General features: G+C 42.3%; 15 protein-coding genes. 1 reads left to right on the top strand and 14 read right to left on the bottom strand.

The annotated features are described in order from the left end of the window. Positions 1-116: 116 nt before the first annotated feature. The 12 genes from LCL96_RS05005 to LCL96_RS04950 all read right to left on the bottom strand — a co-directional run bounded on the left by LCL96_RS05005 (position 117) and on the right by LCL96_RS04950 (position 11,640). A complete protein-coding gene (locus tag LCL96_RS05005; RefSeq protein ID WP_224940334.1) occupies positions 117-1,871 on the bottom strand; it encodes an ATP-binding protein in 1,755 nt (584 codons plus the stop codon). After that, positions 1,868-2,584, bottom strand: a complete 717-nt coding sequence (locus LCL96_RS05000; RefSeq protein ID WP_224940333.1) for a response regulator transcription factor — start codon at positions 2,582-2,584, stop codon at positions 1,868-1,870. Before LCL96_RS05000 ends, LCL96_RS05005 begins: the two co-directional genes overlap by 4 nt. Positions 2,585-2,704: 120 nt before the next feature. Continuing rightward, entirely contained in the window at positions 2,705-3,880 is a 1,176-nt protein-coding gene (gene ccsB, locus LCL96_RS04995) for a c-type cytochrome biogenesis protein CcsB (protein WP_224941298.1), read from the bottom strand. Further along, entirely contained in the window at positions 3,873-5,531 is a 1,659-nt protein-coding gene (locus tag LCL96_RS04990; RefSeq protein ID WP_224940332.1) for a cytochrome c biogenesis protein ResB, read from the bottom strand. Before LCL96_RS04990 ends, ccsB begins: the two co-directional genes overlap by 8 nt. A gap of 31 nt (positions 5,532-5,562) precedes the next feature. Beyond that, positions 5,563-6,093: a thiol-disulfide oxidoreductase ResA gene (gene resA, locus LCL96_RS04985; protein ID WP_224940331.1), complete on the bottom strand. Its 531-nt coding sequence runs from the start codon at positions 6,091-6,093 to the stop codon at positions 5,563-5,565. A 257-nt stretch (positions 6,094-6,350) separates the two neighbouring features. Continuing rightward, positions 6,351-7,082, bottom strand: coding sequence for a pseudouridine synthase (locus tag LCL96_RS04980; protein ID WP_224940330.1), 732 nt, complete (start codon positions 7,080-7,082; stop codon positions 6,351-6,353). Positions 7,083-7,229: 147 nt separating this feature from the next. Further along, on the bottom strand, positions 7,230-7,757 hold the full coding sequence (locus tag LCL96_RS04975; RefSeq protein WP_224940329.1) for a spore maturation protein: 528 nt from the start codon (positions 7,755-7,757) through the stop codon (positions 7,230-7,232). Further along, positions 7,758-8,351, bottom strand: a complete 594-nt coding sequence (locus tag LCL96_RS04970; protein ID WP_224940328.1) for a nucleoside recognition domain-containing protein — start codon at positions 8,349-8,351, stop codon at positions 7,758-7,760. Continuing rightward, entirely contained in the window at positions 8,344-9,510 is a 1,167-nt protein-coding gene (locus LCL96_RS04965) for a D-alanyl-D-alanine carboxypeptidase family protein (protein WP_224940327.1), read from the bottom strand. The genes LCL96_RS04970 and LCL96_RS04965 overlap by 8 nt, the downstream gene beginning before the upstream one ends. A 186-nt stretch (positions 9,511-9,696) precedes the next feature. Beyond that, entirely contained in the window at positions 9,697-10,176 is a 480-nt protein-coding gene (locus tag LCL96_RS04960; RefSeq protein WP_224940326.1) for a DUF3907 family protein, read from the bottom strand. A gap of 119 nt (positions 10,177-10,295) precedes the next feature. Further along, a complete protein-coding gene (scpB, locus tag LCL96_RS04955) occupies positions 10,296-10,889 on the bottom strand; it encodes an SMC-Scp complex subunit ScpB (protein ID WP_224940325.1) in 594 nt (197 codons plus the stop codon). Continuing rightward, positions 10,876-11,640, bottom strand: a complete 765-nt coding sequence (locus LCL96_RS04950; RefSeq protein ID WP_224940324.1) for a segregation/condensation protein A — start codon at positions 11,638-11,640, stop codon at positions 10,876-10,878. The genes scpB and LCL96_RS04950 overlap by 14 nt, the downstream gene beginning before the upstream one ends. A gap of 166 nt (positions 11,641-11,806) precedes the next feature. On the opposite strand from LCL96_RS04950, the gene LCL96_RS04945 reads away from it, so the two are divergent. Continuing rightward, complete coding sequence (locus LCL96_RS04945; RefSeq protein ID WP_224940323.1) at positions 11,807-12,337, top strand: DUF309 domain-containing protein; 531 nt, start codon at positions 11,807-11,809, stop codon at positions 12,335-12,337. Between the two features lie 16 nt (positions 12,338-12,353). On the opposite strand, the gene LCL96_RS04940 is transcribed toward LCL96_RS04945, so the two are convergent. Both LCL96_RS04940 and lysA read right to left on the bottom strand, forming a co-directional pair. Next, the gene (locus LCL96_RS04940; protein ID WP_224940322.1) at positions 12,354-12,725 is read right to left on the bottom strand and encodes a GNAT family N-acetyltransferase; all 372 of its coding nucleotides are present in this window, start codon (positions 12,723-12,725) and stop codon (positions 12,354-12,356) included. Positions 12,726-13,083: 358 nt separating this feature from the next. Further along, positions 13,084-14,385 carry a diaminopimelate decarboxylase gene (lysA, locus tag LCL96_RS04935; protein ID WP_224940321.1) on the bottom strand — a complete coding sequence of 434 codons (1,302 nt, stop codon included), beginning with the start codon at positions 14,383-14,385 and terminating at the stop codon, positions 13,084-13,086. Between the last annotated feature and the right edge of the window lie 74 nt (positions 14,386-14,459).

Here is a 14,459-nt window from a genome sequence, read left to right as displayed (position 1 = left end):
TGTTGGCCAGATTATTCTTTTTTTCAACATCCTTTTACAATCCGATAAAAAATAAAGAATGTTTCCCATGTAACAAGAAAAATCGCCATATTTCTATGGATTCCATCGATTTTTGGCTAAATAGGAAGAAAGAAAGTGAAGGCTGTCCCTTGATCGACTTTGCTTTGCACTTGTATATGCCCTTTATGGGATTCAATGATATTCTTTGCAATCGCAAGACCGAGACCTGTTCCGGACTTTCCTCTTGTTCTGGCTTTGTCAGCTTTATAGAAACGTTCGAACACGAAAGGAAGATCTTCCTCAGGAATCCCAGAACCCGTGTCTCTTACATGAAACAGGTAACCGCCTTTCTTCTCTGTCAGGGAAACCGTCACTTCCCCTCCTGTCGGTGTATGTCTCAATGCATTATCAATGAGATTGGTTAATACTTGTTCAATCCGATCCGGGTCCATATAGATTTCCTTCTTGATTTCTACGTCACTTTCAAAGTATATGGAAACTTTTTTTTCCTTAGCCAAACCGATAAACTTGTTTGTCACTCTTTCCGTGAAAGGCATGACCGCTATCACGTCTTTATTCAACGTGATATGTCCAGCCTCCATCCGGGCAAGATCGAGAAGATCGTTCACCAGCCTCCCCATTCGAAGAGATTCATCATAGATGATACGGGCAATTTCTTTCTTTTCTTCTTCCGAACCTGCTATATCATCCACGATTGCTTCACTATATCCTTGAAGCATGGAAATAGGTGTACGCAGTTCATGCGAGACGTTTGCGATAAAGTCCTTCCGAAGTTTATCCAATCGTCGTTCTTCTGTCATATCTCGAACCACCGCAACGGCTCCCCTGATGGTGTTGTTGTTATAGAGTGGGCTGACGATCACCACATAGGAACGTCCCTGCAGACTCAGTTCACCTGTTTGTTCCATCTCGGTTACAACTACGCTTTGCAATAATTCTCTTACAGTCGTCGGGATCGCCTCTTCACTTTGCTCATAATACCAATGCTGCAAGAAACGATCTGCAGGAGGATTGGTGATCAGAATGGTGCCGTCCCGATTAAAGGTGATGACCCCATCTGCCATACTGCTTAGAATGGATGAGAGCTGTTCTTTCTCCTGACTGAGTGCGTTGATGTGAAACTTTAATTGTCTTCCCATCTGATTGAAGCCAGTGGCGAGTTCTCCGATTTCATCCTTCGTCAGGATCGGCACCTTGGTATCGAACTTTCCTTTAGCCACTTCAAATGCGGCCTCTCTCATTTTCCTGAGTGGTGCAGTGATACGGGTGGACAGGAAGAATGCAAAGATGGTCGTCAGAATGATAGCGATGCCTGCTGCAAGCAGGATCAGCTTGGTGGTCTGTCTAGTTGTATCCTTTATTACCCCAAGTGACTGATAGAGGTAAACGGCTCCATCTTTTCCGTTAATATGAAGGGGCGTGCCGACAATGATGACATTCTCATATCGATTGGACGACTCCTTCGACAGTTCAACCTCTTTTTTGCTCGTGATGCCTTTCATTTTGACCGATTGAAGCTGCTTATCCTTAGAAATATAATCGTGAACTTTCTTCTGAAAGGCGGTCGAGTCCTGTGAATACAGGGATTCATTTTGATCCAATGATATGATGATATTCACCGGTTCATCAATGATTTCCTTCCCTAATTCCATCCCAAGGGTTAGATCATTATGATTCTCGATGACTCTTGCCACTTTCTCTGCCGTATGGGTCAATTCTTTCTCCACTACATCCACATGGTAATTCTGAAAGAATTCAAGTAATAGAATGGTCAGAATAAATAATACAAATGAAACCAGCAGCAGGATGGTTAGCCACAGTTTCCCAACTACACTACGCCAAAGCCTCATTCATTTGTTACCTCGAATTTATAGCCAACTCCCCAAACGGTCACGATCATTTTGGCTGCCATTTCAGAAACTTTATTCAGCTTTTCCCTTAAACGTTTCACATGGGTATCGACCGTTCTCAGATCACCGAAAAATTCATAATGCCAAACTTCCTTGAGAAGATGCTCACGGTCAAATACTTTATCCGGTGCTTTTGCAAGAAAATATAAAAGTTCATATTCTTTAGGGGTCAAATTGACATCGATTCCATCCGCTGTCACACGGTGTGCGTCATTGTCAATTGTTAGATGCGGATACACGATAAGATCCTTAGCTTTTGTATCACTTTGGATGAAACTGGATTTCGTAGACCGTCTTAATAAAGCTTTCACCCTCAGGACGACTTCGCGGGGGGAAAATGGCTTCACAATATAGTCATCGGTCCCGACTTCGAACCCTTGTACCCTATTCACTTCTTCACCCTTCGCAGTAAGCATGATGACGGGGGTCGCCTTACTTTCACGAAGGTGCTGACACACTTCGATTCCGTCCATACCTGGCATCATAATATCCAAAAGGATACAGTCATAATTTTGTGCCAGAGCCATTTCTAACGCTATTTCTCCATTTTCAGCTTCATCAATGACATAATTTTCTCTTTCCAGATACATTTTTAACAGTCTGCGGATCCGATCTTCATCATCTACGACTAAAATCCGGATATTTTCCTCCATGGGTTCATCCCCCTTTGTATATTTAACCATATTATCCTATATTTTATATGAAAAAAGAAGCTGACTCAAAGAGAATGTAATTCTCGTGATCATCAGCTCCTTCCCATTCATTACGATCCTTTAAGCATATGAGTGTAATCCCGCAATGATAAGGTTAACGGCCACAAGATTGAATAGGATGATCGCAACCCCCACCACGGCTAACCATGCTGATTTTTCACCATGCCATCCTTTTGACAGGCGAAGGTGAAGAAAAGCTGCATAGAATAGAAATGTAATCAATGCCCATACCTCTTTGGGGTCCCATCCCCAGAAGCGGGTCCAGGCAATTTGTGCCCATATCATGGCAAAGATGAGTCCGCCAAGTGTAAAGACTGGAAAACCGATCAAGACGGAGCGGTATCCGATTTCGTCCATCAGATCAAGATTCACATTCTTGACAAGGGGCTGCATCTTAGCTGCTATACGTTTTCTGAAGATCAAACGTAGAATTAGATAAATTACAGTACCGATCGTAAATGACCAAATGACTGTGTTTAATTTTTTGGCATTTATAAGGGCAGGCATTTCGACAACCGGCTCCATCACACCGTCTGTTAATAATTGACCTTCATTCGGTCCTACAAGTGCAGGGAGTGTGTATTCCGCAACAGCTTCTTCACCCTGTTGATTCACATATTGGAAATCCGCTTCGTAATTCCCCAGAGTAAAGGCTGTTGATGCGACAACAAACCCTAAAACGACCACCAGTGAATACATCACGGTTTCGAGCCAGAAAGATTGCTTGCTCCCCTTTGTATGCTGAACGGATTTTAATAAGTAGATAAGTCCCGCCACAAAGCTGATGGAAAGAATCGCTTCTCCTGCTGATACAGTTGTGACATGGATCTTCAACCAATCACTTTGAAGGGCTGGGATGAGCGGGCTGATATCTTTAGGAAACATGCTCGCGTAGGCAATGACCAACAAGGCGAATGGCAGAGCAATGACACCAAGTATCGTTGTCTTGTACATAAAGTAAAGAATGATGAATGCCCCAACAAGCATCATTCCGAAAAACGTCGTAAATTCAAATAAATTACTTACAGGTGCATGACCGGATGCTCCCCATCTAAGAAAGAAGTATCCCAACTGTGAGGCAAATCCGATCAGGGTTAAGACAATCCCAATCCATCCCCATTTCTTCTGGTTTGTTTCCGTTGTATTCTTTTGACGGATACTCCCGCCAAAAAATAGTGTAGCAATTAAATACATGATAAAGGATACATAGAGTAAATTACTGCTCCATTCAGCCATTGTTGTCGTTGACATCCTCATTCCTCCTCACTTCGTCTTTTTGTTGTTGGTCGTCGGGCTCGTTGATTCCGGTACCCTCCAGCACATAGCTGATTTCATTTTTCAAGCCGTGCCAGTTTTTATTCGTATGACCGGCCACGATGACTCCATCCTCACTCCGTCTAATCCAGATTCTTCTGTGATGCCAATAGGCACCTTGTATGACACCGATCATGAAGATCGCGCCTCCGAGAGCCAATATCCAGAGAGTCAGATCTTTATGCACGGTCAGGGCGGATACATCTCTCGTCCCAACACCTGCAAATGACAGTTTATAGTCATTTTCCCCAAGTGGCTCGAGGTTTTTTCGAATCCCTACAAAACTGATTTCACCTTCAGGCTTTTCAGGTGAAAATAACTTAAACAGGAAAGCCGGATTATTTGGTAGTGGGGATTTTGTTTGAGGTTCCCCCTGCTCATTAAAACCTGAAAAATCCGGATAATATCCCATCAACTCTGCCTTATATCCATCTTCAAATTCATATGAATCCTGAGGATCGAATAAATCGACGGTGAATTCCCCGAAGCTTTCCCCCGACTTTTTATTGTCAAGGGTAAAGGACATTGATTTGAATTCATCCAATTTATAACTTGTCTGATACACGGCAAAATTGCCGAATTTAAGAGGCTGGTTTACTTTAATGGATTCTTCCTGCTCTTTTGTACGTTTTGCCTTCTGGCCCGGAACACGATCCCCTGATTCTTTATAGAGGATTACATCAGATTGGAAATTTTTAGCGATGGTTCCGTTTTTGTCAATCGCTTCACCAAACACTTCTTTATCTTTGTCTTTATCGTATGTCTCAAGTGTGAATTCTTTGTTTTCTAAGTAGTATTCCTGGTCCGTACCAGGTACGGCTCTCGTTTCGCCTTCACGAATCCAAACCGTTTCGTCGATGTACATCCCCGGAACAAATCGCAGCATCCCTCCGAAAAGGAAGATGATTAGACCTATATGATTTACATATGGACCCCATCTGGAGAAGCGATTCTTCTCTGCAAGGATATTTCCATCCTCTTCACGGATCTTATACTTTTTCTTGGTCAACTTTTCTTTTATTTTGTTGACAGGTTCCTTATACTCTATCATTTCTGTTTTGCCGTATATCCTTTGGCGTTCAAGAAAGCCCAGATGTCTTGTAACACGTTGATTCTTCAACGCGCGGTATAGGGGGATCACTCGGTCCAAGCTACAAATGACGAGGGAAACCCCGATGGATGCGATTAAAAGCAGGTACCACCAAGAGCTATAAAGGTCATGGAAACCTACCGTATAGTACAAGTCTCCGAAGAAACCATAAACATCCTTATAGTATTCATCAGCAGGCTGACCATTTGGAATATACTGTTCCTGAGGTAATATCGTTCCAACTGCTGAAGCCACCAGTGTGACAACAATCAGCCACACCCCAACCTTCACAGAAGAGAAAAAGTTCCATATCTTATCTACAATCGATTTGTTATACGTTTGGGAACGTCGGGCACTTCCCTCATAACGCATGTCATGGAGTTTCTCATTCTTTGCTTCTTCTGTTAAAGCTCTTCCACAAGATTCACAGAGAACGGTACCGTTTGGATTCACATGACCGCATACACATTTGATCTCTTTCATGTTAAAACTCCTTAATTCAAGTTAAACTGCCTTACGGCTTGATGCTCTCTAAATCTTCGATGATATCGTTTTCTGTCATCGTACCTGTTATGATCTTCTCGATTTCCCCTTGAGGGTTGATCAGGAACGTTGTTGGAAGTGGATCGATCCCGTATGCATTCTGCACTTCCTCTTCTTTATCTACTACTATAGGGAACTCCAACCCGTGTTTTGAGACGAATCGATTAATCAAGAAATTGGATTCACCCACATTGACAGCTAAGATCTGTACGCCTTGGTCCTGATATTTCTTATACTGATTATTCATATAGGGCATTTCTCTTTCGCACGGTTTGCACCATGTTCCCCAGAAGTTCAAGAAGACACCTTGTCCCTTATAGTCGGATAGGCGATGTGTATTCCCTTCCATATCCGTGAGAACAAAGTCAGGTGCCTTGTCTCCTGCCTTTAACATTCCTCTTTCATCCTTTGTGAAGTTTGCATAAAGCGTATATGCAACTGCAGAAGTCAGCACAATGAGAATGATGGCCCGGATGAGTAATCTGCGTTTTTTCTTATTCATTTACGTGTGCCTCCCATATTGAAATCGTTCTCAAGAATGGAGAAGTTTTTTCTCTCTTTACAGTAGCAAAGGGCCTGAAGTCATAAGGGTTCACTTATGATTCCAGTCCCTGCCATAATGTACTGTTTCATATCCTCATAATAAGCAGAGAAATATCCCATGATTTCAGGGTAAAATTCCTTCCTCATTATATCATTTATCAGATTCACATTAATGTAAATTATATGAAGGATATGTGACACTTTCCATGTCAATCGTTAATGAATGCTTCCAGTTTCAGCCAGTGTTCTCAACTGCTTCACCTCATGTGGTGTCAGCTCTCTGCCTTCTCCTGCATTTAAACCGTGAAGTGTGAGGAATGCGTATCGTTCCCTCTTTAGTTTTTGTACCGGGTATCCAAGGGCTTCGAACATCCGGCGGACTTGACGGTTTCTTCCTTCATGGATGGTAATTTCAACAATCGATTTCCCCTGCTTTTTATCAATGCTCAGGACTTTCACTTTGGCTGGAGCGGTCATCCCGTCTTCCAGCTTAATCCCTTTTTCAAGCTCACGGATCTTAAATTTCGGTGGAATTCCTTTTAATCTTGCTACGTATGTTTTTTCGATCTCATTGCTTGGGTGCATAAGAGCATTGGCGAAATCTCCATCGTTCGTTAACAGCAGGATGCCTGAAGTTTCATAATCCAGTCTGCCTACAGGGTAGATCCTTTCCTCGATTTCCGGGAAGAAATCAGTCACGACCTGACGATCTTTATCATCGGTGACAGCGGAAATGACTCCTCTTGGTTTATATAGCATATAATATACTTTGTTTTCTCGTTCAATTTGAATTCCCGACACTTCAACCCGGTCCGAACCCGAAACCTTTGTCCCAAGCTCCTTCACTACTTTTCCATTGACCTTCACTTTGCCTTCTATAATTAATTGCTCTGCTTTACGTCGGGATGCCACTCCACTGTGAGCAATAACCTTTTGTAATCGTTCCACGGTCTTTCACCTCATTTAAATTTCAATACATTTGTCTTCATGAATTATTACACAATCCAGGCAAAATAGAAAGGCATAAAGAAAAATCGACCTCATTGGCCGATTTCTTTATGCCATTTTATCTTTTATTCAAGTAACGCTATCCCGTTAGAACATGATGGTGACGATGAAAATGGCGGCAGCAATTCCTACAAGGTCTGCCAGCAGACCGACTTTTAGGGCATCGCCCATTTTTCGGATTCCGACTGCACCAAAGTACACCGTTAATACGTAAAGAGTTGTATCTGTACTACCCTGTAAGGTCGAAGCCAATCTGCCAATAAACGAGTCCGGGCCGTATGTTGCGATAATGTCACTCATCATGCCAAGGGCAGCTGTTCCTGATATTGGCCTGATGATGGCCAGGGGGACGATTTCCGGAGGAATCCCAAGGGCAAGCAGTGCGGGTCTTATAAGACCCACAAAAAATTCAAGGGCACCCGATTCACGAAAGATTGTGATGGCCACAAGCATACCGATGAGGAAGGGAATGATGGAAACGGCGATTTTGATCCCTTCTTTTCCTCCATCAACGAAAACTTCATACGTGGGTACCTTTTTGATAGTCCCATAGATTAGTATAAACCCAATCATGATGGGGATCAGCCATAATGAGATTGTGGATATCCATTGCATCTACTTCACCTCTCGACGGGTACGCCTATAATGAAAATAACGATCGATCAATATCGCACCTATGGTGGATAACATAGTAGCAATCAGAGTCGGTCCTACAATTTCAGTGGGAGAAGCTGAATCATATTTCATACGGATCGCAATCACCGTGGTTGGAATGATCGTAATGCTTGACGTATTGATCGCCAAGAACGTAATCATCGACCTGCTTGCGACATCCCTGCCACCGTTCAAGCTTTTTAATTGTTCCATGGCCTTGATGCCTAGTGGAGTTGCGGCATTTCCCAGTCCAAACATATTGGCCATCATATTAGAAAGGATGTATCCCATTGCAGGATGATTTTCAGGTACTTCCGGAAATAGTCTCGTCACAAAAGGCCTGAACATCTTTGCCAGTTTATCCAGTAACCCTGCTTCCTGTGCGATCCTCATAACGCCCAACCAAAACACTAAGACACTGACCAGGCCAATACAGAGAGTGACGGCTTCATTCGCAGAGGTGAAGATGGCTTCGTTCACTTCTGCCATTTTCCCGTTAATGACCGCGAATACCAATCCAATGATCGTCATGCCCACCCATATTAAGTTAACCATTGTCTTTTACCCCTATGATGGACTCGAATGAGTAAGCCCAGAATTTCCACCAGCTCTTTTCTTTCTTCTCTTCACTTGAAGCTTCATAATAAATGGGAAGAGTATCTACTTTCTCGTTACCTAAATACACGATGGCCTTTCCAACCACCTCAGGCACATCCTGATTCTTTAACCATTCCTTCTTCGGCTTCAACATTTTATACTCGACCTTTACCTCTTTCACTTCCTCATCTGTCAGCGTCAATATGGATTCCCTTTTTAAGTAGGCATGGCCCTTATATACTTTGTCGTCCATTTTTTCGATCTTTCCTTTTTCCAGGGCAATTTTATAATCATAGTTCTTAAATCCGTATTCAAACATACCGATATGATCATTCCAGTCATCGGGACCGTTGAGGGTCACGGCAATCAGGTTCTCTCCATCCTTTGAAGCAGTGGACACAAGTGTTCTTTTTGCCAGTTTCGTATACCCCGTCTTCCCGCCCGTACTATGTTTATACAATTCAGTCAATAATCTATTTTTATTCTTCCATTTCCGGTCCCATTTCTCTTCAGGATTAGGTGCTGTGTGTACTTTTGTCCCAGCAATTTCCTTGTATTCCCCGTTTTCCATAGAATACCTTGTCAGAATGGCCATATCATACGCAGTGGAATAGTGATCCTTATGATCATCAAGGCCGTGGGGATTAGAGAAATGCGTATTTTCCATCCCGATCTCGTTTGCTTTTTCATTCATCATATACACGAATCCGTCGAGGCTTCCTCCTACAAATTCTGCGATAGCCACCGCAGCATCATTCCCGGATCTCAGCATCAACCCGTACACCAGGTCCTCGAGTTTGATTTTTTCCCCCGCCTTTAAGTAAAGGGAGGAACCTTCCGTACCTGCTGCATTTGAAGAAACAGTCACCTCCTGATCCATCTTTCCAGACTCAACGGCAAGGATCGCTGTCATGATTTTCGTGATGCTTGCTATTCGGCTTTGAGTATGGGCATCCTTTTCGTATAGGATCCTCCCTGTTTCCTGATCCATTAAGATCGCTCTTTGGGAACTGACAGAAGGTGCTGCCTGAACGTCATTGGATACCGTTACAAATAATAATGTGAATATCAGAAAAAAATATATGTAAAATTTCGCTCTTTTTCGATTCACACCCATCTACTCCTTTAAATCTAACGTGTTTGTACAAGTTTATGCAGGACAAGGGGTAATATGAGTGAAATCTTATGAGCAGATGGCCATGTCACCAGAAACCGATACCCTGCTGTTTAGTATCAAGAGAGTTATAAAAAAACACACAGTCATCCTGATGGACTGTGTGTAGCATTCCTATTTGTATCCTAATCATGCATGATGTTGCCGGCATTGGCTCACAAACTCAGCTAGATTCTCTCTCGTCCCATGAAAGTCCCCTTCCACATGTCGCAACAATGCAGCAAGGCAGCGGGGAGGCTCCTGCCTGAATCGAATGGCGCTGCCTTCCGGGAAAGTGGTACGAAGATCTTCAAACCAGAGATTATAGCGGGGAGAGTAATATTCAACGATACATTTATGATAGATTTTACAAAGGGCCTTCTCGGCAAGATCCTTCTTGTATGGCTCCAGTTGTAACAGGGTCGTACAGGAATCAAGACCGTCTTCACAATAGACCACCAATCTTCTCAAATTGGAAAAAAGACCTTCGTAGTATACTTTATCTCCTGGCCTTTCTTGCAACAGCATGTTAATGGTTACACCATTTAAATACCCTTCAAATTGAGTAATTACATCTTCAAGAAAGTTATGGATTTCCTGAACCCGGCTTTTCATTAAGAACTCGTTCACATATTCCCCTCCATCTCATCAACAGGACATAATTGCGAATGTTCAGAATTTAATCTCGATAAAACAGGCAGGACTTTTTTTCTGTCTCAAGTAGTCCTGCCTGTTCGTTGATTATGTTCTTATTCGTTCGTTTCCATCGTTTCCTGAAATTTTTCAAAGAATAGATCGGCTTCATCCTGCGCGAATTCGTCTTGGATACTTTCAGGGAGAGGGGGAAGCTCTTCGATACTTTTCAGACCAAAATAGTCGAGGAATTCTTTCGTTGTGCCAAATAAGTAAGCACGGCCAGTTCCCTCCGCCCTGCCCACTTCCTTGACAAGCCCTTTTGACATAAGGGTCTGAATCGGTCTCTCGGTCTTCACACCTCTTATTTGTTCAATTTCCATCCTTGTGATTGGTTGTTTATACGAAATGATCGCAAGTGTTTCTAGAGCCGCCTGGGAAAGGAAGCTTACATTTGGTGACTCTACCAGTTTTTTCAAGAAATCAGCATTGGTTTTCTTCGTCACCAGTTGAAAGGTACCTGCTATTTCAATGATGTAAATGCCTCTGTCATCATCCTTTTCGTAATCATTCTTTAATTCTTCAAGGACATCCATTGCTTCCTGTTCTTCAATTTCCAATACGGAACAGACCTGTTTCAGAGAAAGTCCCTCATCACCGGCTGCAAATAAAAGGCTTTCCAGGATTCCTTTCCAATTAATACTGTTCAACAAGTCCTGCCTCCTCTCCTGCTTCCACAAATATTTCCGTGAAGTTTTTTTCCTGATTGACGATGATTTGTTTCCGCTTCATTAATTCCAGCACAGCAAGGAACGTCACAACAAGATGCTCTTTACTATCGGAAGGGAAAAGACTTGTAAAGGATGTACGTGCGTTGAGACTTCTCAGGTTCTCGAGAATATCATTCATCCTCTTTTCAATGGAAATTTCCTGCCTGGTGATTCTCGTTTGAACGGGTCGTTGAAGCTTCTTCCTTCTTAATAATTTATGAAAAGCCCCAAGCATATCATATAAAGACACCTGTACGTCTGTATTCTTCAAATCCACCTCTTCACTGAACTCAGAAAGATCACTAGGAGGTTTCGTATATACTTGTCCACGCTCTTCTTCACGGTGCTTCAACTCAATCGCCGCTTCTTTGAATTTACGATACTCAATCAACCGTTCCACTAATTCATCACGGGGATCTTCTTCTTCAAATTCAATTTCATCGTTCACCATGCCATCATCATGCTTAGGAAGAAGCATCTTACTCTTGATGGCGAGTAGTGTAGCCGCCATTACTAAGTATTCGCTGGCAACATCCAGTTGCAGGTTTTTCATCGTATGTACATATAACATATATTGCTCCGTGATCTCCGCCATAGGAATATCATATATATCGATTTCTAACGAGTTAATGAGATGCAATAATAGATCCAGGGGACCTTCAAATGCGTCAATCTTCACATTGTATTCCATTTTATCACCAAATTTCTAATTACCATCTTTCCTGATAGCTACTTAATAGTATAGTAGAAAGACCACTATTCTCCAATAGAAAGTTTTGTATGTATGGGGATTCCTGTCGTTTTGATAAGGGTTTGTGCTACAATTTAAACTACCTTACATCCAATGGAGGGATCTTATGGTTTATCCAAAAGCCTTTGTCGAGTTCCTGATGTATTTCCACGGAAATCGTGACTATTTTGAGTGCCATGAAGTATTAGAAGAATATTGGAAGGAGGCCGATCCCAAGAATAGGACTTCTCATTGGGTGGGATTGATCCAAGTGGCTGTCGGCTTTTACCATTACAGACGAGGGAACCTCGCAGGAGCGGTTAGAACATTCAATAAAGCTATCAATAATATCGAGCTGAACCAAAAAGAACTTGAGAAACTGGGAATCGCTTCTATTGATCTGAAGGAAAAGCTTTTAGAGATTACGTATGAAATCAACCATGGTCACCATTATCAAAGTATCATCCTTCCTCTGACTGATGATACACTTATAGATCAGGTTCAAGACCTTTGCAAGGAAAATGGTTATACCTGGTGTGCACCAAGTGACCTGTCAAATACAGGACTCGTTCACCGACATTCCCTTCGAGACAGGTCTGAAGTGATCGCCGAGCGTGAAAATGCCTTGAGAAAAAAAAGAGACAGACCTTCCGGTTAGGAGGTCTGTCTCTTCATTATTCCTCATGTTTCATTTCTAACGAATCCATTTCATCACATTTCTCAAAAAAGGAAGCGGTTTCTGAATTAGGTTTCACTTCTAGCTCTGAGTGCATCTCCCTCAGGTGTTTGACCATCGATTTCCCGATACCCTCATGACGGTGTGATGGGTTGACTGATATATGTTGAATCTCTAAGGTACCATCTGTTTTATACACTCCGATTAATCCTACTATGTCCTCTTCTTTCCATAAAAAGAGCTGCCAATTTTCTTCAGTTTCGTATTGCTTCATCGTTTGTTGAAGCTTCTTCAAATCCTTTTCATTTGGCATGAAAGATAATAATCCCATAGCAATCTTTTCGAACGCCTTTTTATACCGAATTAACATATTAACCCCTCGTTATGTTTTATGTCTAATCTATTTATTTCCTATTATAGACAAAAACTAGAAATTTAATGATATGAACGTTTATTTATCTTACTAAATTTACTATTATTAAGCAAATCAAAACCAATCAGTTCCCGGCGATGAACATCCAGTAGATGACTCCCCACATCAGACCTGCACCAATTAATAGCAAGAATAACCCTTTATTACTGATCTTCATGACTGACTCCTTTTCTAACTCTATTCGTTTATGCCATTGTTATTGTATAGTAAAAACGAAATTTGTTAAAGTATGTAATTCAGAATGCAAAAAAAGTAGTCTTTAAGCATGATATACTTAAAGACTAGATCCCTTGTATCAAGAAAATGTTACATCAAGGCTGATTAAGTCATCGTATGTTTCTCTCCGTACGGCTAATCTTGTTTCTCCGTTCTCGACAAATACGACGGGTGGGCGCGGTATCCGATTATAGTTATTTGCCATGGAATACCCATACGCTCCTGTACAGAACACCGCAAGAATATCTCCTGGTTCTGATTGAGGCAAAGGTACATCCCATATCAACATATCGCCGGACTCACAGCATTTCCCGGCAACAGAGACCGTTTCTTCAGTGATCCGGTCCGCTTTATTGGCTATTATCGCTTCATACTTGGCCTTGTATAGGGCAGGTCTGATATTATCATTCATCCCCCCATCAATCGCTACATATTTACGGATGCCCGGCACATCTTTCCTAGACCCCATTGTATAGAGACTGGTCCCGGCATCCCCTACAAGTGAACGCCCCGGTTCAATCCAGATTTCAGGCATCGTGAGATTGTATTTTTCTACCTCTTCTTTAACAGCAGCAATCATTTCCTTCACATATTGTGCAGGTGGAATCGGATCATCGTCTTTCGTGTAACGAATTCCAAACCCTCCACCCAAATTAAGGACCCTTGGATGAAAGCTGTATTGAGAATTCCACTCTGCCACCTTTTCAATGATTTTCCTGGCAGCCAGTATAAAACCGGTTGTTTCAAAAATTTGAGAGCCAATGTGGCAATGCAGTCCCAACAATTCAATGGGGGCAGCGTCCATTGCCAATTTCATTGCTCTTTCAGCCTGACCATTTGTTAAATCAAAGCCGAATTTCGAATCTTCCTGTCCGGTAAGGATATAATCATGGGTATGAGCTTCAATCCCCGGTGTCACTCTTAACAATACCCTGGTTGATTTCTCAAGAGAAAGAGATACCTCACTTACAAGCTCCAATTCATGAAAATTATCGACGACTATACAGCCGATCTGATGTTCAATGGCGAGCTTCAGTTCATCCCTCGACTTATTGTTCCCATTAAAATGAATGCGTTCAGCAGGAAACCCTGCCTTCAAGGCAGTAAACAGTTCCCCTCCTGAAACGACGTCCAGGGACAATCCTTCTTCCTTCATTAACTGAAAGATGGCGATGCAGGAGAATGCTTTACTAGCGTAGGCAACTTCTGCTTTCACCCCAAGGGATTCAAATGTTTCTTTAAAGCCCCTTGCACGCTCTCTGACAAGAGTTGTGTCATATACATAAAGGGGTGTACCATATTGTGCTGCCAAATCTACGGTACTCACCCCTCCTATCACTAAATCGCCATCTTTGATTTCTGCTGATCCATGAAGATACATGCAACATCTCATTCCCCTCTGTCATCCACGACTAATTAAACGTAATTTACCATAGAACGGGAATTGTTGCAATA

Origin of the sequence: Rossellomorea aquimaris (assembly GCF_020172085.1) — a bacterium.
GTDB lineage: Bacteria > Bacillota > Bacilli > Bacillales > Bacillaceae_B > Rossellomorea > Rossellomorea aquimaris_E.
Note: the sequence above shows the minus strand (reverse complement) of the source record. Positions and strands in the feature narration are given on the sequence as shown.